At 50.0% G+C, this 23407-nt stretch carries 26 protein-coding genes and 1 tRNA gene; 17 read left to right on the top strand and 10 right to left on the bottom strand.

Annotated features, from left to right (window positions below):
* Positions 1 to 4: 4 nt before the first annotated feature.
* From efeO to phoH, 4 genes are all read left to right on the top strand, one after another.
* Positions 5 to 1132, top strand: a complete 1128-nt coding sequence (gene efeO / locus O6D90_RS14525; RefSeq protein WP_016156169.1) for an iron uptake system protein EfeO — start codon at positions 5 to 7, stop codon at positions 1130 to 1132.
* A gap of 5 nt (positions 1133 to 1137) precedes the next feature.
* Positions 1138 to 2421 carry an iron uptake transporter deferrochelatase/peroxidase subunit gene (efeB, locus tag O6D90_RS14520; protein ID WP_016156170.1) on the top strand — a complete coding sequence of 428 codons (1284 nt, stop codon included), beginning with the start codon at positions 1138 to 1140 and terminating at the stop codon, positions 2419 to 2421.
* A gap of 246 nt (positions 2422 to 2667) precedes the next feature.
* On the top strand, positions 2668 to 2964 hold the full coding sequence (locus O6D90_RS14515) for a hypothetical protein (RefSeq protein ID WP_016152591.1): 297 nt from the start codon (positions 2668 to 2670) through the stop codon (positions 2962 to 2964).
* Complete coding sequence (phoH, locus tag O6D90_RS14510) at positions 2943 to 3731, top strand: phosphate starvation-inducible protein PhoH (protein WP_016152592.1); 789 nt, start codon at positions 2943 to 2945, stop codon at positions 3729 to 3731. The genes O6D90_RS14515 and phoH overlap by 22 nt, the downstream gene beginning before the upstream one ends.
* Positions 3732 to 3788: 57 nt before the next feature.
* Here the strand turns inward: phoH and O6D90_RS14505 are convergent, their stop codons facing one another.
* A complete protein-coding gene (locus tag O6D90_RS14505) occupies positions 3789 to 4157 on the bottom strand; it encodes a hypothetical protein (RefSeq protein WP_016156171.1) in 369 nt (122 codons plus the stop codon).
* A gap of 187 nt (positions 4158 to 4344) precedes the next feature.
* A tRNA-Ser gene (locus O6D90_RS14500) sits at positions 4345 to 4432 on the bottom strand.
* Between the two features lie 235 nt (positions 4433 to 4667).
* On the opposite strand from O6D90_RS14500, the gene ghrA reads away from it, so the two are divergent.
* The 4 genes from ghrA to O6D90_RS14480 all read left to right on the top strand — a co-directional run bounded on the left by ghrA (position 4668) and on the right by O6D90_RS14480 (position 7592).
* Positions 4668 to 5606, top strand: a complete 939-nt coding sequence (gene ghrA / locus O6D90_RS14495) for a glyoxylate/hydroxypyruvate reductase GhrA (protein ID WP_016156172.1) — start codon at positions 4668 to 4670, stop codon at positions 5604 to 5606.
* Positions 5607 to 5692: 86 nt separating this feature from the next.
* Complete coding sequence (locus O6D90_RS14490; RefSeq protein ID WP_016156173.1) at positions 5693 to 6430, top strand: phosphatase; 738 nt, start codon at positions 5693 to 5695, stop codon at positions 6428 to 6430.
* A gap of 23 nt (positions 6431 to 6453) precedes the next feature.
* A complete protein-coding gene (locus O6D90_RS14485; RefSeq protein ID WP_016156174.1) occupies positions 6454 to 7008 on the top strand; it encodes a TorD/DmsD family molecular chaperone in 555 nt (184 codons plus the stop codon).
* A 101-nt stretch (positions 7009 to 7109) separates the two neighbouring features.
* Positions 7110 to 7592, top strand: coding sequence for a DUF1097 domain-containing protein (locus tag O6D90_RS14480; RefSeq protein ID WP_016156175.1), 483 nt, complete (start codon positions 7110 to 7112; stop codon positions 7590 to 7592).
* A 46-nt stretch (positions 7593 to 7638) separates the two neighbouring features.
* On the opposite strand, the gene csgG is transcribed toward O6D90_RS14480, so the two are convergent.
* From csgG to csgD, 4 genes are read right to left on the bottom strand one after another with little or no spacing between them, the layout of a single operon-like run.
* Complete coding sequence (gene csgG / locus O6D90_RS14475; RefSeq protein WP_016152598.1) at positions 7639 to 8472, bottom strand: curli production assembly/transport protein CsgG; 834 nt, start codon at positions 8470 to 8472, stop codon at positions 7639 to 7641.
* Positions 8473 to 8497: 25 nt separating this feature from the next.
* Positions 8498 to 8911: a curli production assembly/transport protein CsgF gene (gene csgF / locus O6D90_RS14470; RefSeq protein WP_016152599.1), complete on the bottom strand. Its 414-nt coding sequence runs from the start codon at positions 8909 to 8911 to the stop codon at positions 8498 to 8500.
* Positions 8912 to 8936: 25 nt separating this feature from the next.
* A complete protein-coding gene (csgE, locus tag O6D90_RS14465; protein ID WP_016152600.1) occupies positions 8937 to 9329 on the bottom strand; it encodes a curli production assembly/transport protein CsgE in 393 nt (130 codons plus the stop codon).
* Between the two features lie 4 nt (positions 9330 to 9333).
* On the bottom strand, positions 9334 to 9984 hold the full coding sequence (csgD, locus tag O6D90_RS14460; protein WP_003036091.1) for a biofilm master transcriptional regulator CsgD: 651 nt from the start codon (positions 9982 to 9984) through the stop codon (positions 9334 to 9336).
* Positions 9985 to 10743: 759 nt separating this feature from the next.
* Between csgD and csgB the strand changes: the two genes are divergently transcribed.
* The 6 genes from csgB to O6D90_RS14430 all read left to right on the top strand — a co-directional run bounded on the left by csgB (position 10744) and on the right by O6D90_RS14430 (position 14621).
* A complete protein-coding gene (gene csgB / locus O6D90_RS14455) occupies positions 10744 to 11199 on the top strand; it encodes a curli minor subunit CsgB (protein WP_019076446.1) in 456 nt (151 codons plus the stop codon).
* Between the two features lie 40 nt (positions 11200 to 11239).
* Positions 11240 to 11689 (top strand): curli major subunit CsgA, encoded by a 450-nt coding sequence (gene csgA, locus O6D90_RS14450; RefSeq protein ID WP_016156176.1) that lies wholly within the window; start codon positions 11240 to 11242, stop codon positions 11687 to 11689.
* Between the two features lie 61 nt (positions 11690 to 11750).
* Positions 11751 to 12083 (top strand): curli assembly chaperone CsgC, encoded by a 333-nt coding sequence (gene csgC / locus O6D90_RS14445; protein ID WP_016152602.1) that lies wholly within the window; start codon positions 11751 to 11753, stop codon positions 12081 to 12083.
* Positions 12084 to 12234: 151 nt separating this feature from the next.
* A complete protein-coding gene (locus O6D90_RS14440; RefSeq protein ID WP_016152603.1) occupies positions 12235 to 12555 on the top strand; it encodes a type 1 fimbrial protein in 321 nt (106 codons plus the stop codon).
* Positions 12556 to 12655: 100 nt separating this feature from the next.
* Positions 12656 to 13198, top strand: a complete 543-nt coding sequence (gene ymdB, locus O6D90_RS14435) for an O-acetyl-ADP-ribose deacetylase (RefSeq protein ID WP_016156177.1) — start codon at positions 12656 to 12658, stop codon at positions 13196 to 13198.
* Positions 13182 to 14621 (top strand): phospholipase D family protein, encoded by a 1440-nt coding sequence (locus tag O6D90_RS14430; RefSeq protein ID WP_152903216.1) that lies wholly within the window; start codon positions 13182 to 13184, stop codon positions 14619 to 14621. The genes ymdB and O6D90_RS14430 overlap by 17 nt, the downstream gene beginning before the upstream one ends.
* Before the next feature lie 24 nt (positions 14622 to 14645).
* On the opposite strand, the gene mdoC is transcribed toward O6D90_RS14430, so the two are convergent.
* Entirely contained in the window at positions 14646 to 15806 is a 1161-nt protein-coding gene (mdoC, locus tag O6D90_RS14425; RefSeq protein ID WP_016152606.1) for a glucans biosynthesis protein MdoC, read from the bottom strand.
* A 271-nt stretch (positions 15807 to 16077) separates the two neighbouring features.
* Between mdoC and mdoG the strand changes: the two genes are divergently transcribed.
* From mdoG to O6D90_RS14410, 3 genes are all read left to right on the top strand, one after another.
* A complete protein-coding gene (gene mdoG, locus O6D90_RS14420) occupies positions 16078 to 17613 on the top strand; it encodes a glucans biosynthesis protein MdoG (RefSeq protein WP_085951042.1) in 1536 nt (511 codons plus the stop codon).
* Positions 17606 to 20134, top strand: coding sequence for a glucans biosynthesis glucosyltransferase MdoH (gene mdoH / locus O6D90_RS14415; protein WP_019076449.1), 2529 nt, complete (start codon positions 17606 to 17608; stop codon positions 20132 to 20134). The genes mdoG and mdoH overlap by 8 nt, the downstream gene beginning before the upstream one ends.
* Positions 20135 to 20233: 99 nt before the next feature.
* Positions 20234 to 20437 (top strand): YceK/YidQ family lipoprotein, encoded by a 204-nt coding sequence (locus O6D90_RS14410; protein WP_153647167.1) that lies wholly within the window; start codon positions 20234 to 20236, stop codon positions 20435 to 20437.
* 1 nt (position 20438) lies between these two features.
* Here O6D90_RS14410 and O6D90_RS14405 read toward each other — a convergent pair whose 3' ends face one another.
* From O6D90_RS14405 to O6D90_RS14395, 3 genes are all read right to left on the bottom strand, one after another.
* Positions 20439 to 20816 (bottom strand): MysB family protein, encoded by a 378-nt coding sequence (locus O6D90_RS14405; protein ID WP_016156179.1) that lies wholly within the window; start codon positions 20814 to 20816, stop codon positions 20439 to 20441.
* A gap of 81 nt (positions 20817 to 20897) precedes the next feature.
* A complete protein-coding gene (mdtG, locus tag O6D90_RS14400) occupies positions 20898 to 22118 on the bottom strand; it encodes a multidrug efflux MFS transporter MdtG (protein ID WP_016156180.1) in 1221 nt (406 codons plus the stop codon).
* A 155-nt stretch (positions 22119 to 22273) separates the two neighbouring features.
* Entirely contained in the window at positions 22274 to 23194 is a 921-nt protein-coding gene (locus tag O6D90_RS14395; protein ID WP_016152612.1) for a Kdo(2)-lipid IV(A) acyltransferase, read from the bottom strand.
* Between the last annotated feature and the right edge of the window lie 213 nt (positions 23195 to 23407).

Raw genomic sequence — 23407 nt, 5'->3', positions numbered from 1 at the left:
GGTTATGACGTTTAATTTTCGCCGTAGTGCGCTGCAGTTGGGTATTGCCGCGCTGTTTGCCTCCGCTTTTTCTGCACAAGCCGCCGATATTCCGCAGGTGAAAGTCACGGTTAACGACAAACAGTGTGAGCCGATGACGATCACGGTTAACGCTGGGAAAACGCAGTTCATCATCCAGAACCACAGCCAGAAAGCGCTGGAGTGGGAGATCCTTAAAGGGGTTATGGTGGTTGAAGAACGTGAAAACATTGCGCCGGGCTTTAGCCAGAAAATGACAGCTAACCTGCAGCCAGGTGAATATGATATGACCTGCGGTCTGTTGACCAACCCGAAAGGCAAACTAATTGTAAAAGGTAGCGCAACGGCGGATGCCGCGCAGGGCGATGCTCTGCTGAGCCTAAGTGGCGCGATTACTGAATACAAAGCCTATGTGACAGCCGAAACTGCACAACTGGTTGCGGGCACCAAAGCATTCACCGATGCGATTAAAGCTGGCGATCTGGAAAAAGCGAAATCGCTGTATGCGCCAACTCGTCAGCATTATGAGCGTATTGAACCGATTGCTGAACTGTTCTCCGATCTCGACGGCAGCATCGATGCACGTGAAGATGATTATGAGCAAAAAGCCGCCGATCCTAAATTCACCGGCTTCCACCGTCTGGAGAAAGCGTTGTTCGGCGACAACACCACCAAAGGTATGGACAAGTATGCCGACCAATTAAACCGCGATGTTCTTGACCTGCAAACGCGTATTAGCGAACTGGCCTTCCCACCGTCAAAAGTGGTTGGCGGGGCAGCAGGACTGATTGAAGAAGTCGCTGCCAGCAAAATTAGCGGAGAAGAGGATCGCTACAGCCATACCGATCTGTGGGATTTCCAGGCCAATATCGATGGCGCGCAGAAAATCGTCGATCTCCTGCGCCCTCAGTTACAAAAATCCAATGCTGAGCTGTTGGCGAAGGTGGATGCGAACTTCAAAAAAGTCGATACCATTCTGAGTAAGTACCGTACCAAAGACGGTTTTGAAACCTATGACAAACTGACCGACGCCGATCGCAATGCGCTGAAAGGGCCAATCACGACGCTGGCGGAAGACTTGTCGCAATTACGCGGTGTTCTGGGTCTGGATTAAGCAAAATGCAGCAAGATAATGAAAACGGCGTGAGCGAACCTTCACGCCGACGTTTACTGAAAGGGATGGGCGCCCTGGGTGGGGCGCTGGCGCTGGCGGGTGGATGTCCGGTTGCCCACGCGCAAAAACCACAAAGCGCGCCGGGAACGTTGTCCCCCGATGCGCGTAGTGAAGTGCAGCCGTTTTATGGTCAGCATCAGGCAGGGATCCTGACGCCACAGCAGGCATCGATGATGCTGGTGGCGTTCGATGTTCTCGCCAGCGATAAGGCTGATCTGGAACGCTTGTTCCGCTTGCTGACCACCCGATTTGCGTTTCTGACCACGGGCGGGCCGGCGCCGGATACGCCGAACCCGCGTTTACCCCCTATGGATTCCGGTATCCTCGGCGCATACATTGCGCCAGACAACCTGACGATGACGTTGTCAGTCGGCGCCTCGCTATTTGATGAACGTTATGGCCTGAAATCGCAGATGCCGAAAAAGCTGCAAAAAATGACCCGCTTCCCGAATGATTCGCTGGATGCGGCGCTGTGCCATGGTGATTTGCTGCTGCAGATTTGTGCCAACACGCAGGACACCGTTATCCATGCGCTGCGCGATATCATTAAACATACGCCCGATCTCCTTAGCGTGCGCTGGAAACGTGAAGGGTTTATTTCCGACCATGCCGCGCGCAGCAAAGGCAAAGAGACCCCGGTCAACTTGCTTGGCTTTAAGGACGGCACCGCGAATCCGGACGCGACGGATGCGAAGTTGATGCAAGACGTGGTGTGGGTTACGGACGGGCAGGGCGAACCTGTCTGGGCGCAAGGTGGTAGCTATCAGGCCGTCAGGCTCATTCAGTTTCGCGTCGAGTTCTGGGATCGTACGCCGCTGAAAGAGCAGCAAACGATATTTGGTCGAGATAAACACACCGGCGCGCCGCTGGGTATGCAGCACGAGCACGATGTGCCTGACTATGCCAGCGATCCCGAAGGTGAGGTGATTGCGCTTGACAGTCATATCCGCCTGGCGAATCCGCGCACGAAAGAGACCGAGTCCAGCCTGATGATGCGCCGTGGCTACAGCTATTCGCTCGGTGTGACCCCATCCGGTCAACTGGATATGGGACTGTTGTTTGTCTGCTATCAACACGATCTGGAAAAAGGCTTTTTGACTGTGCAGAAACGCCTCAACGGTGAAGCGCTGGAAGAGTATGTCAAACCAATTGGTGGGGGCTACTTCTTTGCTTTGCCGGGTGTCAAAACCGCTGATCAATATCTGGGACAATCTCTACTCGAAGCCTGATGATCACGCCCCGTTGTACAGCGGGGCTTTTCCTGACATCTGTATGAATGAACAAATTATTTTTTATGATCGGTATGAGACTGAAATAATTCTGTCATCTCTCTGCAAGAGACTGTCTCTGGTGATTAGATAGAATTTAAGTTAACGGCAAGTAAAAATATTGTTGCATTAACGAAAGATTATGATGTAATTATAAGAAACAGCGGTAGTTCCCGGCGGTGATAGTCGTTCACTATGGAGATCGCGATGGAAAAGTCCTGTATTGGACACATTTTTCACAGTAGCTGCAGTACGTTACGCGGACGTTTCTCTTCCGGTAGCCACCTCGTCACCGCTAAATCTCTCTCCCTTTCACTTCTTATCTTCGTAACTGACACCTTGTACGGTGCGCGTAGCCGTGTGTGGCGTCTTATCCGAAAGCAAGCAATGGCTTACAAGGAAGCCAACCCTCAGATGTTCGTGCGCATAATCGTGCCGCCAACGGCGCGTGTGATGTATACCTACAACTCAAGGTGCTATCCATGGGAAGACAAAAAGCAGTGATCAAAGCTCGTCGTGAAGCAAAACGTGTGCTGAGGCGGGATTCGCGTAGCCATAAACAACGTGAAGATGAATCGGTCACCTCGCTTGTACAGATGGGCGGCGTAGAAGCGATTGGTATGGCGCGTGATAGTCGCGACGCCACGCCAATCACGGCGCGGAATGAAGCTCAGGCCCAGTACCTGAATGCTATCGAGAGTAAACAGCTGATCTTCGCTACAGGTGAAGCCGGGTGTGGTAAAACTTGGATCAGCGCGGCAAAAGCAGCAGAGGCCCTGATCCACAAAGACGTGGACAGGATCATTGTAACCCGTCCAGTTCTGCAAGCTGATGAAGACCTCGGCTTCTTACCTGGAGATGTTTCCGAGAAGTTTGCGCCTTATTTTCGTCCAGTGTATGACGTGCTGGTGAAACGTCTGGGCGCCTCCTTCATGCAATATTGCCTGCGGCCTGAGATTGGTAAGGTGGAAATCGCGCCATTCGCCTATATGCGTGGACGCACATTTGAAAATGCAGTGGTCATTCTTGACGAGGCTCAGAATGTTACTGCAGCGCAGATGAAGATGTTTTTGACTCGCCTCGGAGAGAATGTGACGGTGATTGTGAACGGGGATGTGACCCAGTGCGATCTACCCGCCCACGTTCGCTCAGGGCTAAGCGATGCGCTGGCCCGTTTCGAAGAAGATGATATGGTTGGGATTGTTCGTTTCAATAAAGACGATTGCGTCCGTTCGGCACTCTGTCAGCGGACGCTCAATGCTTACAACTGATAAGTACTCCGTCTTCAAGGCCCGGGAAACCGGGCTTTGTTATTTGACGTCAGCAGATTACTTTCTTTTGCTGCTCCAGTAGTTGGCGCAGGCCTGGTCAAACAGCTGGTTATTTTCGTCTATTTTCTTTAGCGCTTGTGCCAGAAAGGTCAGCAGGTCATCCTTATAAATCCCGCCTACCGTAGTTTCTTTTCGTAAGATCCCATTGCTGGTGTAGGTTTTTTTAATGGTGACGTTATGCCTGACGTTGCAAATAACCATTCGCTGATACTCTTCGTAGAATCGGCTGTCAGGATCGAAAAACGTATTTATTTCATTCGGTGTACGTTTGAGGATTTTTCGCGAGAAAACCTTCAACGGAATAAATCCTGCTTCGTCTGCCTGCGACATGAGCTCATCAAGCAAAGTTCCTTCTATGTTTAACATGCCGTTATTTTCCTGATTGCTTGAGAAAGCGGTAGTTACAGAATAAGAGTGGTTTAGATAATGTGCAACGGGGCAGGGGATGATGCCTGATAGCACGTTGCTTATCAGACCTACAGGTTAACGCTATTCAGGACGGCTCACATGCGAAAAAAAAGCCCGTACTTGCGTACGAGCTCTTTCTCGAATATGGCGGTGAGGGGGGGATTCGAACCCCCGATACGTTGCCGTATACACACTTTCCAGGCGTGCTCCTTCAGCCACTCGGACACCTCACCATATTGTTGTTCCTGTGCTACCGGAACGGGCGCTAATTTAGGGAAATACCGCTCCGTCGTCAATCAACTTTTTGAAAAAAACGTGCATTTACACAAACTTCAATCAATGTGCAGCTTAAATAAGCGGGAATTGTTTTTTTTGCCAGCACCCTAAAATTTGCTACTCTGATGTTCCCTCGAAAAATGATGATTATAAGTGCGAGTACGTTCCGCATAACAATGTTCAGGAGACGCTATGGATATAATTTTCTATCACCCAACATTCGATACAACCTGGTGGCTTAATGCGCTGACAAAGGCCATACCTGGCGCGCGGGTCCGTGAGTGGAAGGCAGGTGATAATGCGCATGCTGACTACGCGCTGGTCTGGCATCCTCCGGTTGAAATGCTCGCCGGACGAAAATTAAAAGCCGTATTTGCGCTGGGTGCGGGCGTCGATTCTATTCTCAGTAAACTAAACGCTCATCCGGAAATGTTGGATGCGTCGATCCCGCTTTTCCGTCTGGAAGATACGGGGATGGGCCTGCAAATGCAGGAATATGCGGTTAGTCAGGTATTGCACTGGTTCCGTCGCTTTGATGACTACCAGGCATTAAAAAACCAGGCGAAATGGCAACCGTTGCCAGAATATACTCGCGATGAGTTTAGCGTCGGGATCATGGGCGCTGGTGTTTTAGGCGCAAAAGTTGCAGAAAGTCTGCAAGCATGGGGGTTCCCGCTACGCTGCTGGAGTCGTACGCGTAAATCCTGGTCTGGTGTGGAAAGCTTCGCCGGTACCGAGGAACTGAGCGCGTTTTTGAGTCAAACTCGCGTGCTGATCAACCTCCTGCCTAATACGGCAGAAACCGTAGGCATTATTAACGCTGATTTACTCAGCCAATTGCAGGATGGCGCTTACGTGCTCAACCTGGCGCGCGGCGTTCATCTCAATGAAGACGATCTTCTGGCATCGCTGGACAGCGGCAAAGTGAAAGGTGCCATGCTGGATGTCTATAGCCGTGAACCGCTGCCGGAAACCAGCCCGCTATGGAAACATCCGCGTGTGGCAATGACGCCGCATATCGCCGCGGTAACACGCCCGGCAGAGGCGGTGGACTACATCTCCCTTACGATTTTGGACCTGGAAAGTGGGAAATCCGTAACGGGTCAGGTCGATCGCGTTCGGGGATATTGATGGTAACCCGGCAAGTGCCGGGTTTGAGCTAATAAATGGCGACGATACCTGCTATCCTTGACGGAAAATGACTACAGGAGAGAGTTATGTATCCCGTTGACCTGCATATGCATACCGTCGCCAGTACCCACGCCTACAGCACCTTAAGTGATTACATCGCCGAAGCCCATCGCAAAGGCATCAAGCTGTTTGCCATAACCGATCATGGACCGGACATGGCGGATGCGCCTCATCACTGGCACTTTATTAATATGCGCATTTGGCCTCGTATCGTCGATGGCGTAGGGATCCTGCGCGGTATCGAGGCGAATATTAAGAATATTGAAGGCGAAATCGACTGTTCAGGTCCGATGTTTACCTCCCTGGATCTCATCATCGCGGGCTTCCATGAGCCGGTTTTTGCACCTCACGATAAGGACACCAATACCCAGGCAATGATAGCCACGATGGCCAGTGGTCACGTGCACATCATCAGCCATCCGGGGAATCCCAAATATCCCGTGGATATCACAGCGATTGCGCAGGCGGCGGCAAAATACCAGGTCGCGCTGGAAATCAATAACTCCTCGTTTTTGCATTCGCGTAAGGGGAGTGAGGACAATTGTCGCGCGGTCGCTGCGGCGGTGCGTGATGCCGGGGGCTGGGTGGCGTTAGGGTCGGATTCACATACCGCTTTCACACTGGGTGAATTTGGTGAATGCCGTAAAATTCTGGATGATGTAAATTTCCCGGAAGACAGAATTTTAAACGTCACCCCTAAACGCCTGCTGGCGTTTCTGGAATCGCGAGGCATGGAGCCGATCGCGGAATTTGCTGAACTGTAATTGTTACTAACTGGAATATATCAATGAACGAGTTTTCTATCCTGTGTCGTGTACTGGGCTCGCTGTTTTACCGCCAACCGCAGGACCCTTTACTGGTTCCTCTGTTTACCCTGATTAGTGAAGGTAAACTGTCCGCCAACTGGCCGCTGGAACAGGACGAACTGCTCACTCGTCTGCAGAAAAGCTGCGATATGCCTCAGCTGGCTGCGGATTACAACGCGCTGTTTGTCGGCGACGAGTGTGCGGTGCCGCCTTACCGTAGCGCCTGGGTAGAAGGGGCGAAAGAATCCGATGTTCGTGCTTTTCTTTCTGTCCGCGGAATGCCGCTGGCAGATACGCCTGCAGATCATATTGGCACGCTGTTGCTGGCGGCTTCATGGCTTGAAGACCAGTCTGCGGAAGATGAAAGTGAAGCACTCGAAACCTTGTTTGTGGAATACCTGTTGCCCTGGTGCGGCACGTTCCTTGGCAAAGTTGAAGCGCACGCAAACACACAGTTCTGGCGTACCATGGCACCGTTAACGCGTGATGCCATTGGCGCGATGTGGGACGAATTGCAGGAAGATACTGAAGAGTAAATGTGATTTAGATCTCATTAAACTGCAACTCAAATTACATCATTGCATGAATTGTGTGCACGATCTCATTCCCATGCCGTTTTTCTGCTAAGATACGCGGCATGAACATACTTCTCTCAATTGCAATCACAACGGGCATTCTCTCTGGGATTTGGGGATGGGTGGCCGTATCTCTTGGTTTACTCAGTTGGGCTGGCTTTCTGGGCTGCACGGCCTATTTTGCCTGTCCGCAGGGTGGGCTGAAAGGGTTGTGGATCTCGGCGTGTACGCTGCTAAGCGGTGTGGTGTGGGCGTTGGTGATTATTAACGGTAGCGCGCTTGCCCCGCATATGGACATTATTGGTTATGTCATGACGGGAATTGTCGCGTTTCTAATGTGTATTCAGGCAAAGCAATGGTTGCTTTCATTTGTGCCGGGTACCTTTATTGGCGCATGCGCAACGTTTGCAGGGCAGGGTGACTGGCAGTTGGTCGTGCCTTCTCTGGCGCTGGGGCTGGTATTCGGCTATGCGATGAAAAACAGCGGATTGTGGCTGGCATCTCGTCGTGAGAATCGGCTATCGTCGACGCTGACCAGTAAATAAAAAAGCGTGAGGGTTTTCCTCACGCTTTTTATGCTGTATCGACCACTCAGGATTCCGGAGGTACCGACAAATGGCGGTATTTAACCAGGATGTCATTATCAACTTGTTTCTTATCCTGCAAATCCCACAATCCGCGATCAATCCCGTCATTAATCAGGAAGATAACACCGGTTTCAATTGCTGACATCAGACAAAGCATAACCGGTTCGTTAGAGGTGTAGCCAATTTCACCTTCCAACAGTCGCTGGTAGTCAATGAAGCGGAATACCCCAGCCTGCACTTCATAAGACAAGATAGTTTTGCTGGTATTCACCGATGAGAGGATTTCACCGGTACTAACGTTAACCACACGCAGGTTGACCGCTATCTGGTCGAGCTGGTACTGCGTATCGGCGCCAATACCGAAATAGCGCGCACCAACGCCACCCGATTTAACGTTGCTTTCATAACCAATAATTGACCCTTCTACCATGATGTTTGCCGCGGTCAGAGACTGCAGAGGGATCCGGTTATTAATGGCAACTGTGCCGTTTTCCTGAGCCGCACGAATGATTTTTCGTTCGTTAAGCAAGTTCTGCAATCCCTGACGTTCCAGCGGAACGAACCAACGAGAATCCTTCAATGCGGTGACAAGCATCGCCGTGGCGCTTTGCGGGACGGCGGTTGAGAAGTTACTTGCCGGATAAGGTTTAAACTGGCCAGTCTCATCCTGAATATTGTATACCGAGACAAAAATCTTACCTGTAGGCATGGGCAGGTGCGTCAAGTCTTTATAGCTTTGGGCTCGGGGCATTAATGTCGGCTTAGCGGCTTCTTGCGGCGGGGCTGTTAAACATCCGCTGAGTAAAATTACTGCCACCATGATAAGTAAGCGCTGCATGATTTTTTCCTTTCGTGGCTATAATTTAGAAATCGGTCGACTGATTTTGTAAACCCGACACTTCAATAGTCGACGTTCTCCCCGTTTTCCTGTCCGTGACATTCAGTTGCAGTTGTCCATCCCGGTTGGCGATATCAACGATAAAATCGCTGGTTACCATCCTTCCCGGCTTACCGGTATTGATATTGGTAAGTAAGCCACCGAGTATTTGTGACTGGATCGCCTGGGTAAAGTTATCCAGCGCTGTTGGGGTTTCAATCCCGTAGTCGCCGGCACTCGGATCTTTATACGAGTTTTGCGCCTGGGCGCTGTTCAGTAAAAAAGAGCCGTTATTTGGGTTACCACCAAAGTTAGGGTTGCGGAACTGGAACGTCATATTTCCGGCCCAACTTAATGGTGAAATCAGCATGAGCAAAACCACTGCATGTTTGACACGCATGAAAGCCTCCGGACAAAATCATGTTTTAGAATTCATCGCGCGCTAAATCGCTCGTGCTTAATAGTGTTTGATCTATTTGCCGACGATTTAATGCTTCCTCTGTTTCTGCCAATGCAAAGACCACAATTTTGTCGAAGTCTCTTTTCGTCGGGAATAAAAAAGTCTGGAAGATAACGTCCTGATTGACCGTTATGGTGATCCAACTTCCCCAACGTGCACTGGGTCTTTCATTAATGGTTAAGTTTCCTGTGTACTTACTTTCCCACTTGTCACTAAAGGCCCGGTAAAAATCATGGCCAATGGAAGAGACAGTGTGGTCAGTTAACAGTCCGGGAACCTCCACCTCTACAGCCGCGTGTAGATTCCCGGCAGCAAGGAACAAATTTGCTGCCACAATCCAGGTCAAATAGCGTTTCATGGCTTTATCGCCTGAGGTTATCATTGGCCCACGAGACCGCCTGCGTACGATTTTTGACAGCTATCTTTTTGAAAAGATTATAAAGATGTGTTTTCACCGTATTTTCACTAATAAATAGTGAACGCGCGATTTCAATATTTGAGGCGCCGATACGCAGTTTATTAAGGATCTCTTTTTCACGGTGCGTAAGTAATGCCGACTCCGTGCTGTTATAGCGGTAGTTCCCGGAATGCGTAATCAGGTAGCTGGCGAGCTTTTGCGAAAAGTAGCATTCGCCCCGCAACACACCCTGCAAACCGCTGACTACACGCTGCTCATCTTCAGTTGCGTAAAATACGCCATTGATATGCGGCCAGTTTTCAATATCCCGGTAAGGATAATCATCTGGGGTATTCAACAATAAAGTTTTTATATTGTTGTTTTTTCTGCTCAAATTATCTTGCCAGTAATGGATCAGTTTTTTATCTGCCTCCATCATATCCAGTAAAACAATGCAGCTGGAGGATATATCATCCAGAGAACGTTGAATATTATGTAGTTTTCCGGTTAACGCCAGCGATTGCTTTAAATGCTGTAATAACGCAGTTGCCTGCAGGGATGGTTTAGTGATCAACAATAATGTATGACCATGAATACTATGGACTTCATTAAACATGATGAAACTCCACTTTTTTAGTCGCACACCTGACAGTTGCCTCTACTAAAATAGAGGCACCAGAAGTACTGACAGATGTTGCACTGCTGTGTAGAAATAAAACTTCGACCCAACGGGGTGAAAATATTAAAACAAATGGACTTCAACTGATTTCAATCTAGCTATTACAAATCTTAAAGCAAGTGTTAAACATGTTACATAATGTAAATTTATATATTAAAATGTGATTTTTGCGTTTTTGTGGAGTTTAGATTTGATAGTAAAGTTGTACATTTTAGCGTTACTGCATAGATTTAAAAAATCATACAAATTATAATATCTTATTGAATTTTAAGAGATAAAATTATAATTAGATGGTTTTAGATTTCTAATGAATTTTGATTTTTTTGTCTCACTTTAAGTTGAACAATTTTAGATAGAAAAAAATGACACTTGTCACGACTTGTACCGAGGACAATCCCACTACCGTCTGCAAGACCCAGAAAACGCGGGAAACGCGTTTTTTTGTTACTGCATAGAAATTCACTCATCGGGTTACAAAAGAAATAAAATCCAGAGCTATAACGGTGTTAATTGCGGTTAATTAGTACTTTGGGGTGAATCTGGATATAAAAATACAACTGGTGGGTGAGTTATTTAAAATGTTTCAACGGACATACTCTTCATCGTAACGTGGCGTTAACAAATGTAAGTCACGTTAACAATAATTTGAGTGGTAAATAATTTAACCTTATGTACGACCAGGTCCAGGGTGACAACATGAAAAACAAGTTGTTATTTATGATGTTTACAATGCTGGGTGTGCCTGGGATTGCATCCGCTACAAGTTATGATTTAGCTAACTCAGAATATAACTTTGCGGTAAATGAATTAAGTAAGTCTTCATTTAATCAGGCAGCCATTATTGGTCAGGTTGGCACTGCGAACAGTGCAAATACTCGACAGGGGGGCTCGAAGTTATTGTCGGTTATTTCGCAAGAAGGTTCTGGTAACCGAGCGAAAACAGACCAGACGGGATCATATAACTTTGCATATATTGATCAAACGGGTAGTTCCAATGACGCGAGTATTAAACAAGGTTCATACGGTAATACGGCGGTAATTATCCAGAAAGGTTCTGGTAATAAAGCCAATATTACTCAGTACGGTACACAAAAAACAGCAGTTGTGGTGCAGAGACAGTCGCAAATGGCAATTCGCGTTACTCAACGCTAATCCATTAACGACGATTAAATCAATCCGATGGGGGTTTACCATGAAACTTTTAAAAGTGGCAGCATTCGCAGCAATCGTAGTTTCTGGCAGTGCTCTGGCTGGTGTTGTTCCGCAATGGGGCGGCAATCATCATGGTGGCGGTAGTAATTATGGCCCAGACTCTTCACTGAGTATCTACCAATATGGGTCAAACAACGCTGCGAATGCTCTGCAAAGTGATGCGCGTAAATCAGATGTCACCATCACACAACAGGGGCGTGGTAACGGGGCTGTAGTTGGTCAGGGCGCTGATGACAGTACCATTAGCCTGAAACAGACTGGCTTCCAGAACAATGCCACTATCGATCAGTGGAATGCTAAAAATGCTGATATTAGTGTAACCCAGTTCGGTGGCCGTAACGGTGCGTTGGTTAATCAGACCGCTTCTGACTCCAATGTGCTGATTCAGCAAGTTGGCTTTGGCAACAACGCTACAGCTAACCAACACTAATTCAGTTTTCTGACTGATAATAAACAGGGCGTGAGCCCTGTTTTTTTTTCGGGAGAATATGATGCATACGCTATTACTCATTGCCGCGCTGGCAAATCAAATAACATTCAATACAACTCAGCAAGGTGATATGTACACCATTATTCCTCAGGTGACGTTAACCCAACCGTGCGTATGTGAGGTACAAGTCCTTGCCATACGTAAAGGGCAGGGGGGACAAAGCCAGTCGCAGCAGAAAATAAGCCTTTCGGTCCCTGCTAATCGACCGATTGAATTAACCAAACTGAGCTTTAATATTTCATCTGAGGACTCGGTCAAAATTATCGTTACCGTTTCAGATGGGCAGTCTCTGCATCTGTCGCAACAATGGCCTGACTCAAACAGTCACCCATAATTTTTTGCTGTATTTGCATTAAGGGTGTGGCTGGGAATGCGCTGCTGTTCTATGAATATAGAAGCGTGTGAGCGTTTGTATTTGATCGTTAATCGTAGCGGTGAAGGATCATTTCGATCCCTCAAAGATGGCTAATCATTGAGGAACCCTTATGTGTACATTATTAAAGCGTATTTTAAGTACCAGTTTATGTGCTTTTTCTCTTTTAACCCTCCCTGCAATTGCGCAGCAAATCACAACCGGCGGGGTTATTCATTTTCGCGGAGCGATAGTTGAATCACCTTGCGACGTTAACAGACAGCAGCAGCAAATTGAATTGTCATGTATCCGCAACGGCACCAACCAGAATAGTCTTTACAACCCGCAGCAGCTCGCGACAGCCCCTCAGAATGTGCAGGAAATTGCCACAGTCAAAATGCACTACCTCAATGAACAGAAAAACATGGCGATTCTTAATATTGAATATAAATGACTCGCTGTGGCGTAGATATGCACACTTACGGTTAAAAAGAGAGATTTAAGGGAAAACCCTGCTGTACACTTAACGAATGGTGTTTTGTCAGGGGGAACTTATGCAATCACGTGTTCATGTGTTACATGGCGATATTACGACTGTCGCTGTTGATGTGATTGTCAATGCGGCGAATTCATCGCTACTGGGAGGCGGTGGCGTCGATGGCGCAATCCATCGCGCTGCCGGACCTGCATTACTGGAGGCCTGCAAACAGGTTATCCAGCAACAAGGAGAATGCCCGACAGGGCATGCGGTGATCACTCTGGCGGGAGCGCTTGCGGCAAAAGCGGTCATTCATACCGTAGGACCCGTCTGGCAAGGGGGAGGTCATCATGAGGCCGAACGCCTCGAAGAAGCCTACTTAAACACCCTGCAACTGGCCCTGGCCAATGGTTATCACTCCATTGCTTTTCCGGCGATTAGCACCGGGGCTTATGGCTATCCACGCGCCGCAGCGGCAGAAATAGCGGTGAAAACGGTGCTGAAATTTATTACCCGCCGCGCACTTCCTGATCAGATATACTTCGTGTGCTTTGATGACGAAAACGCTCAACTTTATAAGAGATTGCTAACACAACAAGGCGATGATCACACGGACTGATATGACGCGACTCGAGCGTGCCATCACACCCCTTTGCGAAGACCACCCGGGAGAATGCGGCATTCTTGCGTTGGATGACAGCCTGGATGCGTTTGCTGCTCGCTATCGGTTAACGGAAATGGCGGAACGTACCCTGGATGTGCAGTATTACATCTGGGAAAACGACATGTCTGGGCTATTGTTATTTTCCGTTCTGCTGGCCGCAGCGAAGCGAGGCGTACGGGTGCGTTTGCTGCTGGATGATAACAACACGCCGGGTTTGGACGACACGCTGCGTCTGCTGGATAAGCACCCCAATATAGAAGTTCGCCTCTTCAATCCGTTTTCCTTTCGCATCCTGCGCGCGCTGGGCTATTTAACCGATTTTGCCCGGCTTAATCGGCGCATGCACAATAAAAGTTATACCGCTGACGGCGTGGTGACCCTCGTTGGTGGGCGTAATATTGGCGATGCCTATTTTGGCGCGGGTGAGCAACCGCTGTTTTCCGACCTGGACGTCATGGCTATCGGGCCGGTTGTCAAAGATGTGGCAGATGATTTTGAGCGTTACTGGCACTGTCGCTCGGTTTCAACGTTACAAAATGTGCTTGAGATGTCTGAGCCAGATTCTGTGCAGCGTATTGAGCTACCCGAATCCTGGTATAACGATGATATTACCCGCCGCTATCTGCATAAGCTGGAAACCAGCCAGTTTATGTCCAGTCTCGATCAAAGATCGCTGCCGCTGATTTGGGCCAAAACGCGTTTGCTGAGCGATGATCCTGCAAAAGGAGAAGGGAAAGCGCCGCGCCACTCGCTATTACCGCAGCGTTTGTTTGATGTAATGGGCTCGCCGACCGAACGTATTGATATTATTTCTGCCTACTTTGTGCCGACGCGTGCCGGTGTGGCGCAGCTCCTGAGACTGGTAAGAAAAGGCGTCAAGATTGCCATTTTAACCAATTCACTGGCGGCGAATGATGTGGCGATCGTCCATGCGGGCTATGCGCGCTGGCGAAAAAAACTACTGCGCTACGGTGTAGAATTATACGAACTTAAACCGACCCGCGATCGCGTCTCGGTCGTTCACGATCGTGGATTAACCGGGAATTCAGGGTCCAGCCTGCATGCGAAAACGTTCAGTATTGATGATCGCAAAGTGTTTATCGGCTCGCTTAATTTTGATCCTCGTTCGACGCTGCTCAATACAGAAATGGGATTTGTGATTGAGAGTGAAGTGCTGGCCGAATTGATTCATAAACGGTTTATGCAAAGCCAGCGTGATATGGCCTGGCAGCTACGCCTTGACCGTTGGGGGAGAATTAATTGGGTCGACCGACTTTCTGGCAGTGAACAGGTCCTGAAAAAAGAACCCGCCACAGGATTCTGGAAGCGGGTTCTGGTAAAGCTGGCGTCCGTGTTACCCATTGAATGGCTGCTTTGAACCACACAATGATTGAGGGAAAAACTAGCCGGCTACGGCCTTGTTTTTATCCTGCTTAACGGGCGGTTTACCCGAAAAGAGAAACTTCAGCACCGGTATGCGTAAATGGATTTCGTACAGTATTACCGCAATCCCAACCACAAACAGCAGACCGCAGAGAAAACCCAGCAGATTCGACGTGATATGCGGAGTGATGTAAGCGCCAAAAAACAGCGTTAACGGGTGGTGCACCAGATAGATAAACAGCGACGCGTTGACAAAATAGGTCACGCGGGCAGACTGGAAATTAAGCAAACGGTGACCCAACGAAAAGACGACGTTCACCATCCACAGTCCCATGACCATGGTAATGACATATTCGGTTTCATACATCCAGGCATCGCCGTTGCCATAACGCTGATTGAGCAGGTATGCCACAAATGCGAATGCAGCACCGAGCGTGCAACCGCGTGACGGTGTGGTAAACAGCGCTTTCAGATTCGGGTTGATAAACGCCAGTGCGCCGAGGATAAAGAATGGCGCATAGAACAGCGTTTGCATAACGATAAAATTGAACATGCCATCGCTGAGAATCGAAGGGTAGAGGATGAAAATTGTCCTTCTGACGGCAGCGTAACCGACACCTAACAAGATGAAGATCAGCGATAATTTAGTCATCGACACCGCCGGGGCGCTGGCGGCATCACTACGCGTCAGTCTGTTTTTCATCTGGGTGAACACCCACATGCTCACGGTCGTTAATACGACCAGAACCAGTAAAAACCACAGATGGGAAATCAGCTCCCAGGCCAGCGCATTGTATTTATCGTAGCCGCTGAGAGTATGCCAACTGTCTGCTTTTCCCTTTACGTATTGCAGCATGATAAATTGCGGCAGCGTAAGTAATGGAATCGCGGTCAGCATCGGGATCCCCACGCGTTCTACACGCACCTTCCACCAGCGCTTTAGCGGATAGCGCAAAAATAGCATGTAGGAAAAATAACCCGAAATGACAAAGAAGACCTGCATGCGAAAAGCATGGATAAAGTCGTTAAACAGGGTCAACCACCACGACGGTTCAGCACTGTTCACGTGCCAGGTGTGGGTCGAGTAAATCAATGAAATATGGAATGGGATCCCTAACAACATTAGCCAGGCACGGATGGAGTCAAGAAAATATTCGCGTGGTGGTGATACAGAGCTCATAGACAGTTATGTATTCTCAGACTTTTCGTCTTATCCCTAAGACGAATAATGGTTACATTCGAGGGCAACCCTACACGAAGTCCAACAACCTGTCTCCAGGATAAGCACGCAAAGTGAAAACAGGTAGTTGAACCTGATTAAACCATGAGCCAGCGCGCGAACAATACAGGGATTCAGTTGTCGGAATACCCGATTATCCATTAAAATGGATCGGATCAATATAAGCACACAAAGGGGGAAGTGCTTACTAATTATGAAACATAAACTACAAATGATGAAAATGCGTTGGTTGGGTGCAGCAGTTATGTTAACGCTGTACACATCATCGAGCTGGGCGTTCAGCATCGATGATGTTGCAAAACAAGCTCAATCCTTAGCCGGTAAAGGCTATGAGGCGCCAAAAAGTAACTTGCCCTCCGTTTTCCGCGACATGAAATATGCGGATTATCAGCAGATCCAGTTTAACCGCGATAAAGCCTACTGGAGCAATCTCAAGACCCCATTTAAGCTCGAGTTCTACCACCAGGGTATGTACTTCGACACGCCGGTCAAAATCAACGAAGTTACCGCTACAGCGGTGAAAAGAATCAAATACAGCCCGGATTATTTTAATTTTGGCGATGTTCAGCATGATAAAGACACGGTAAAAGATCTCGGTTTCGCCGGGTTCAAAGTGCTGTATCCGATCAACAGCAAAGATAAAAACGACGAAATCGTCAGCATGCTCGGTGCCAGCTATTTCCGTGTTTTGGGGGCAGGGCAGGTCTACGGTCTGTCTGCGCGCGGTCTCGCGATTGATACCGCTCTGCCTTCTGGCGAAGAATTTCCCCGCTTCCGTGAGTTTTGGATCGAGCGTCCGAAACCGACTGACAAACGTTTGACCATTTATGCCTTGCTGGATTCTCCGCGCGCAACCGGAGCGTATCGCTTTGTCATCATTCCGGGTCGTGACACGGTAGTCGATGTTCAGTCCAAAGTTTATCTGCGCGACAAAGTGGGCAAGCTGGGCGTGGCACCGTTAACCAGTATGTTCCTGTACGGACCAAACCAGCCTTCTCCGGCGACCAACTATCGTCCGGAACTGCATGACTCTAACGGTTTGTCGATCCACGCTGGCAACGGCGAGTGGATTTGGCGTCCGCTGAATAACCCGAAACATCTGGCGGTGAGCAGCTTTGCGATGGAAAATCCGCAAGGTTTCGGCCTGCTGCAGCGTGGCCGTCAGTTCTCGCGTTTTGAAGATATCGACGATCGTTACGATCTGCGCCCAAGCGCCTGGATCACGCCAAAAGGTGATTGGGGTAAAGGTAAGATTGAGTTAGTTGAAATCCCAACTAACGATGAAACGAACGATAACATCGTTGCGTACTGGACGCCGGATCAACTGCCTGAAGCCGGCAAAGAGATGAACTTCAAGTACACCCTGACGTTCACGCGTGACGAAGACAAGCTTCATGCCCCTGATAGCGCCTGGGTCCAGCAGACTCGTCGTTCTACCGGTGATGTAAAACAGTCTAATCTCATTCGTCAGCCTGATGGCACTATCGCGTTTGTGGTGGACTTTACCGGCACGGATATGAAAAAGCTGCCGCAGGATACCCCGGTTACCGCACAAACCAGTATTGGCGACAACGGCGAGATCGTTGAAAGTACTGTGCGCTACAACCCGGTAACTAAAGGTTGGCGTTTGGTATTGCGCGTGAAAGTGAAAGATGTGAAGAAAACCACTGAAATGCGTGCTGCCTTGGTCAATGCCGATCAGACGCTGAGTGAAACCTGGAGCTACCAGTTACCTGCCAATGAATAAGACAACTGAGTATATTGACGCAATGCCGCTTTCGGATATCGAAAAAGCGGCACTGCCGAAAACTGACATCCGCGCCGTTCATCAGGCGCTGGATGCCGAGCATCGTACGTACTCGCGCGAAGATGATTCACCGCAGGGTTCGGTGAAAGCTCGCCTGGAGCAGGCGTGGCCTGATTCTCTGGCCAAAGAGCAGTTGGTTAAGGACGATGAGGGGCGCGATCAACTGCAGGCGATGCCAAAAGCAACGCGTACCTCTATGTTCCCCGATCCCTGGCGTACCAACCCGGTTGGCCGCTTTTGGGATCGCCTGCGCGGGCGCGATGTGACTCCGCGTTATCTTTCGCGTTTGACGAAAGAAGAACAGGAGAGCGAGCAAAAATGGCGTACGGTTGGCACCATCCGCCGCTATACGTTGTTGATCTTAACGCTGGCGCAAACGGTCGTCGCAACCTGGTATATGAAGACGATCCTTCCGTATCAGGGTTGGGCATTCATTAATCCTGTTGACATGATGGGGCAGGATTTATGGGTCTCCTTTATGCAACTGCTGCCCTACATGCTCCAGACCGGCATTCTCATTTTGTTTGCCGTGCTTTTCTGTTGGGTTTCAGCAGGATTCTGGACCGCGCTGATGGGCTTCCTGCAACTGTTGATTGGGCGAGATAAGTACAGTATCTCCGCCTCAACGGTTGGGGACGAGCCGTTAAATCCCGAGCACCGGACCGCGTTGATTATGCCGATCTGTAACGAGGACGTTGACCGCGTATTCGCGGGACTTCGCGCCACGTGGGAGTCGGTCAAAGCGACGGGCAACGCCGAGCATTTTGATGTTTACATCCTGAGCGACAGCTACAACCCCGATATCTGCGTAGCAGAACAAAAAGCGTGGATGGAGCTGATTGCCGAAGTGCAAGGCGAAGGGCAGATTTTCTACCGTCGTCGTCGTCGTCGCGTGAAGCGTAAAAGCGGCAATATTGATGACTTCTGCCGTCGCTGGGGAAATCAGTACAGCTACATGGTGGTGCTGGACGCTGACTCCGTGATGAGCGGTGACTGTCTGAGCGGGCTGGTGCGCCTGATGGAAGCGAATCCAAATGCCGGGATTATCCAGTCTTCACCGAAGGCTTCCGGTATGGATACGCTGTATGCACGCTGTCAGCAGTTTGCGACCCGTGTTTATGGTCCGTTGTTTACCGCTGGACTTCACTTCTGGCAATTGGGGGAATCGCACTACTGGGGCCATAACGCGATTATTCGCGTGAAGCCGTTTATCGAACACTGTGCGCTTGCGCCGTTACCGGGCGAAGGCTCGTTTGCGGGTTCGATTCTCTCCCACGACTTCGTCGAAGCGGCGTTGATGCGTCGTGCCGGCTGGGGCGTGTGGATTGCTTACGATCTGCCGGGCTCTTATGAAGAGCTACCGCCGAACCTGCTGGATGAACTCAAGCGTGACCGTCGCTGGTGTCATGGCAACCTGATGAACTTCCGTCTGTTCCTGGTGAAGGGGATGCACCCGGTTCACCGTGCGGTGTTCCTGACCGGCGTTATGTCCTATCTTTCCGCGCCGCTGTGGTTTATGTTCCTCGCGTTATCGACCGCATTGCAGGTGGTGCATGCGTTGACGGAACCACAGTACTTCCTGCAACCGCGCCAGCTGTTTCCGGTATGGCCGCAGTGGCGTCCTGAACTGGCGATCGCGCTGTTTGCTTCTACGATGGTGCTGCTGTTCCTGCCGAAGCTGCTGAGTATTTTGCTCATCTGGTGTAAAGGGACGAAAGAGTACGGCGGGTTTATCCGCGTCACGCTGTCGCTGCTGCTGGAGGTTCTGTTCTCCGTGCTGCTGGCGCCGGTACGTATGCTGTTCCATACCGTCTTCGTCGTGAGCGCCTTCCTCGGTTGGGAAGTGGTGTGGAATTCACCGCAGCGTGATGACGATTCCACCCCGTGGGGTGAAGCATTTATGCGTCACGGTTCTCAGTTACTGCTGGGGCTGGTGTGGGCGGTAGGAATGGCCTGGCTGGATCTGCGTTTCCTGTTCTGGCTGGCGCCGATTGTCTTCTCGCTGATCCTGTCGCCATTTGTTTCCGTGATTTCCAGCCGTTCCACGGTTGGGTTACGTACCAAGCGCTGGAAGCTGTTCCTGATCCCGGAAGAGTATTCTCCGCCGCAGGTGCTGGTGGATACGGATACCTACCTGGTGATGAACCGCAATCGTACGCTGGACGACGGCTTTATGCATGCGGTGTTTAACCCGTCATTTAATGCACTGGCAACGGCAATGGCGACTGCACGCCACCGCGCGAGTAACGTGCTTGAGATTGCCCGTGACCGCCATGTGGAGCAGGCGCTGAACGAAACGCCGGAGAAACTAAACCGTGACCGCCGTCTGGTGCTGTTGAGCGATCCGGTGACGATGGCGCGTTTGCACTATCGCGTCTGGAATTCACCTGATAAGTATTCTTCGTGGGTGAATTACTACCAGGGACTGACCCTGAATCCGCTGGCGCTCAGGAAAAAGTAAGCGTTAAGTAACGTGAAAATACCGGCCTGGTGCCGGTATTTTTTTATACTAAATAAAAGAGCCGTGAGGTATCAGGTGCGAATATTGGCAGTAGCAATCATGGTGTGCTTGCTGAGTGGATGCGGCAGTATTATTAGCCGAACTATCCCAGGGCAAGGGCACGGAAACCAATACTATCCTGGCGTGCAATGGGATGTCCGGGACTCCGCGTGGCGCTACGTCACCATCCTCGACTTGCCATTTTCGCTGGTGTTTGATACCTTGCTGCTCCCGCTCGACATTCACCACGGACCTTACGAGTAAGCTATCGCTCATTCCATTCATCGGCCGCGGTCTGACCCTCTTCAGTATCCAGGGGAGGTTCCAACTGGAATTCACCTTCATCCCATTCGTGAAGCGTGTTTTCTTCCTGCCACTCCTGACGGATTTCAATTTCATCATAGTCGCCATCAAAAACGCTTTGGGCCGCTTCACCACTCAGCATTGGCAGGCATTCACCCTCGCCCTCATCCTCATCAGCAAAGAATTCCGCCTGCCACATAATGTCACCATCCTGTAGCACGTATTTTTGTACGCTTAGCTGTTGAACGCTGGCTTCGTCGGGCTCAAGGTCAGGGTTATCAGCCAGAAATTCTTCACGAGCGGCATCAATGGCTTCTTCCAGCGTGGCATACATGGTCATCAGAGTCTCCCTTTGATTTAATGAAGTATTCAGGGAAATAATAGTTGATTCTCCGATATTGCAAGTATGAATGCACAAAAATCATCCCGTGGCCTCAGTGTTCCGGCGACGGCGCAGACTATTCCACGAGTAGAAAGCGTTAAACAGTACGACGCCCGCGGTCACGCAGAAGACGGCGCGAAAACCGTAGTTGGCGGATATTGCCGCCCCCATTAACGGTCCCGTTACGTTACCGATATCGCGAAATGACTGGTTATAACTGAAAATACGCCCGGCGATCTGATTGGTTGAGTTATAGACCAGCAGCGTTTGAACTGCCGGGAGCAGAGCCCCGTCAGCGGCCCCCAATAAAAAGCGCAAAACGGCAAGTTGCCAGGGCGATTGTACAAACGACATTGGAATAAGCAGCAGCACGGAGATGACCAGAGCAACAATCAGGATCTTCTCTGGGCCAATTCGGTCACCTAATTTGCCGAGCCGCGGGGCGCTAATTAACGCAGCCACGCCTGGTACGGAAGCAATCATCCCGCTGATAAAGGCGATGTTACTGACGTTGCCAGCCAACTCTCGAACGTACAGCGTCAGAATTGGCGCGATGGACCCGGTTGCCACCTGGATTATCAGCGTTGTGACAAACAGGCTCAGCACCAGTTTGGGATTTTTTAACGAGGCCACGACTTCGCGAATGTGCAGCATCTCTTTCTTGCTCACCGGTTGGAAACGTTCGCGAATAAAAAATAGCGTCAGGATAAAACAGAGCAGCAGTACGCTGGCGGTGATGAAAAATACCGGGCGTAGTCCGTACTGATCCGCGAGCAGCCCGCCTGCCAACGGTCCGAGCAGTGCGCCGCTGACGCCGCCGGTGGAAAGCGTTCCCAGCGCCCAGCCGCTTTTATTGCGCGGAACCTGGGTGGCGATGAGTGCATTGGCGTTGGGAATGAAACCACCGAGCAGACCCAACAGGGCACGCAGGACCAGGAACTGCCAGATATTTTGCGCCAGCCCCATCAGCAGCATCACAATCGCCATACCCAATGCGGAACGCAGCAGCATGATTTTTCGCCCTTTGCGATCGGCAAGGCCACCCCAGAAAGGAGAGGCGATGGCGGAAAAGAGAAAAGTGATGCTGAAGACCAGACCTGACCACATATTCAGGGCGCTATGACCCGTGACGCCGAGGCTCTCGACATAGAGGGGCAAAAAGGGCATAACCAGGCTAAATGCTGCACCGGTTAAAAAACAACCCAACCAGGCAACGGTGAGGTTACGTTTCCAGTTTATGGGAGCATCTGAGGGTGACATAGCGTTCCGCAGTGTGGCGCGCTGTTTGCGCTATCGATTGAATATAAGCAAGCAGGCTAATTATGCGCCTGGTAGATAGTGGCTGCAATGCGGATAGCAGTTAAACCTAAAGCGGGCAGGGAAGGTGTTGCAGTCCACAGGACTGCAACCGTGCTTTAGTACAGGGAAGGTGAACCTTCAGGACGCGTCTTGAAACGACGGTGTAGCCACATATACTGCTCTGGGGCCATCATGATGCATTGCTCAACAATCTTATTCATCCACGCTGCCGTAGTCTCCGCGTTGTCTAACGGCGGTGAACACTCCGGAGGCAGCATAATCAATTGATAACCTTTACCGTCAGGTTTGCGGCGGGGAACAAACGGTACCAGGCAGGCATTCGACATGCGTGAAAGCATCCAGGTCCCGGAGGTTGTTGCGGCCTGTTCAACAGCAAAAAGCGGGACAAATACGCTGGCGCGGGGACCGTAGTCATGATCCGGCGCATACCAGACCACTTCGCCTTTTTTCAACGCTTTAATCATTCCTTTCAGGTCTTTACGATCGAGCATTGATTTATTAGAGCGCATACGGCCCCAGGTTTGTAGCCAGTCGAGCAGTGGGTTGTCGTTAGGGCGATATACGCCTATCCCCGGCTCCTGCAAACCAAACTGACGCGCACCCAGTTCAAGGGTCAGAAAGTGCAGACCCACTAACAAAATTCCCCGTTTTTGCGCCTGAACGTCGCGGATATGTTCCATCCCGATAACTTCCGTCCAGCGTGAAATGCGCTTGTCAGACCAAAACCAGGCCATTCCGGTTTCCATCACGCCCATGCCCACGGACTCGAAGTTCTTGATGATCATCTGCTGGCGTTCCTGCTCGCTCATTTGCGGGAAGCACAGTTCCAGATTACGGGAAACAATTTTTGCCCGACGTTTCATCAAACGTAATGCCAGACGACCTAATGCGCAGCCCAACTTGTAAAGAACCGGGTAGGGTAACTGCACGATTAACCAAAGGATGCCAATGCCCAGCCAGGTTAACCAATAACGTGGATGCAGTAACGCAGCCGAAAACTTGGGTAAATTCGTCATGTCTATCCTGTCTTCAAACGACCAATTGCCTGTATTGTCGCATTTTTTCGCGCATATCAAAAATTTGTGACGGGAGAACGGTGATTAAACCAGCAATTGTTGTTGCACTTTTATATTGGAGTAAGAAATGTAGCGTAAAATGTGTGGATGTAAATTGGCGGTGTTTGCTTTATTATGCCGCCGATTTTCATTTTCTCCCTATTTGCAGGATAC

Source organism: Citrobacter sp. 21OH12SH02A-Citro (assembly GCF_027919895.1).
Lineage (GTDB): Bacteria > Pseudomonadota > Gammaproteobacteria > Enterobacterales > Enterobacteriaceae > Citrobacter > Citrobacter braakii.
This window is presented reverse-complemented; position numbering and strand designations above follow the sequence as displayed.

Excerpts from the sequence above, each read along its gene's own strand:
- efeO (WP_016156169.1), top strand. The coding sequence starts at position 5 with ATGACGTTTAATTTTCGCCGTAGTGCGCTGCAGTTGGGTATTGCCGCG.
- efeB (WP_016156170.1), top strand. The coding sequence starts at position 1,138 with ATGCAGCAAGATAATGAAAACGGCGTGAGCGAACCTTCACGCCGACGT.
- O6D90_RS14515 (WP_016152591.1), top strand. The coding sequence starts at position 2,668 with ATGGAAAAGTCCTGTATTGGACACATTTTTCACAGTAGCTGCAGTACG.
- phoH (WP_016152592.1), top strand. The coding sequence starts at position 2,943 with ATGGGAAGACAAAAAGCAGTGATCAAAGCTCGTCGTGAAGCAAAACGT.
- O6D90_RS14505 (WP_016156171.1), bottom strand. The coding sequence starts at position 4,157 with ATGTTAAACATAGAAGGAACTTTGCTTGATGAGCTCATGTCGCAGGCA.
- ghrA (WP_016156172.1), top strand. The coding sequence starts at position 4,668 with ATGGATATAATTTTCTATCACCCAACATTCGATACAACCTGGTGGCTT.
- O6D90_RS14490 (WP_016156173.1), top strand. The coding sequence starts at position 5,693 with ATGTATCCCGTTGACCTGCATATGCATACCGTCGCCAGTACCCACGCC.
- O6D90_RS14485 (WP_016156174.1), top strand. The coding sequence starts at position 6,454 with ATGAACGAGTTTTCTATCCTGTGTCGTGTACTGGGCTCGCTGTTTTAC.
- O6D90_RS14480 (WP_016156175.1), top strand. The coding sequence starts at position 7,110 with ATGAACATACTTCTCTCAATTGCAATCACAACGGGCATTCTCTCTGGG.
- csgG (WP_016152598.1), bottom strand. The coding sequence starts at position 8,472 with ATGCAGCGCTTACTTATCATGGTGGCAGTAATTTTACTCAGCGGATGT.
- csgF (WP_016152599.1), bottom strand. The coding sequence starts at position 8,911 with ATGCGTGTCAAACATGCAGTGGTTTTGCTCATGCTGATTTCACCATTA.
- csgE (WP_016152600.1), bottom strand. The coding sequence starts at position 9,329 with ATGAAACGCTATTTGACCTGGATTGTGGCAGCAAATTTGTTCCTTGCT.
- csgD (WP_003036091.1), bottom strand. The coding sequence starts at position 9,984 with ATGTTTAATGAAGTCCATAGTATTCATGGTCATACATTATTGTTGATC.
- csgB (WP_019076446.1), top strand. The coding sequence starts at position 10,744 with ATGAAAAACAAGTTGTTATTTATGATGTTTACAATGCTGGGTGTGCCT.
- csgA (WP_016156176.1), top strand. The coding sequence starts at position 11,240 with ATGAAACTTTTAAAAGTGGCAGCATTCGCAGCAATCGTAGTTTCTGGC.
- csgC (WP_016152602.1), top strand. The coding sequence starts at position 11,751 with ATGCATACGCTATTACTCATTGCCGCGCTGGCAAATCAAATAACATTC.
- O6D90_RS14440 (WP_016152603.1), top strand. The coding sequence starts at position 12,235 with ATGTGTACATTATTAAAGCGTATTTTAAGTACCAGTTTATGTGCTTTT.
- ymdB (WP_016156177.1), top strand. The coding sequence starts at position 12,656 with ATGCAATCACGTGTTCATGTGTTACATGGCGATATTACGACTGTCGCT.
- O6D90_RS14430 (WP_152903216.1), top strand. The coding sequence starts at position 13,182 with ATGATCACACGGACTGATATGACGCGACTCGAGCGTGCCATCACACCC.
- mdoC (WP_016152606.1), bottom strand. The coding sequence starts at position 15,806 with ATGAGCTCTGTATCACCACCACGCGAATATTTTCTTGACTCCATCCGT.
- mdoG (WP_085951042.1), top strand. The coding sequence starts at position 16,078 with ATGATGAAAATGCGTTGGTTGGGTGCAGCAGTTATGTTAACGCTGTAC.
- mdoH (WP_019076449.1), top strand. The coding sequence starts at position 17,606 with ATGAATAAGACAACTGAGTATATTGACGCAATGCCGCTTTCGGATATC.
- O6D90_RS14410 (WP_153647167.1), top strand. The coding sequence starts at position 20,234 with ATGGTGTGCTTGCTGAGTGGATGCGGCAGTATTATTAGCCGAACTATC.
- O6D90_RS14405 (WP_016156179.1), bottom strand. The coding sequence starts at position 20,816 with ATGACCATGTATGCCACGCTGGAAGAAGCCATTGATGCCGCTCGTGAA.
- mdtG (WP_016156180.1), bottom strand. The coding sequence starts at position 22,118 with ATGTCACCCTCAGATGCTCCCATAAACTGGAAACGTAACCTCACCGTT.
- O6D90_RS14395 (WP_016152612.1), bottom strand. The coding sequence starts at position 23,194 with ATGACGAATTTACCCAAGTTTTCGGCTGCGTTACTGCATCCACGTTAT.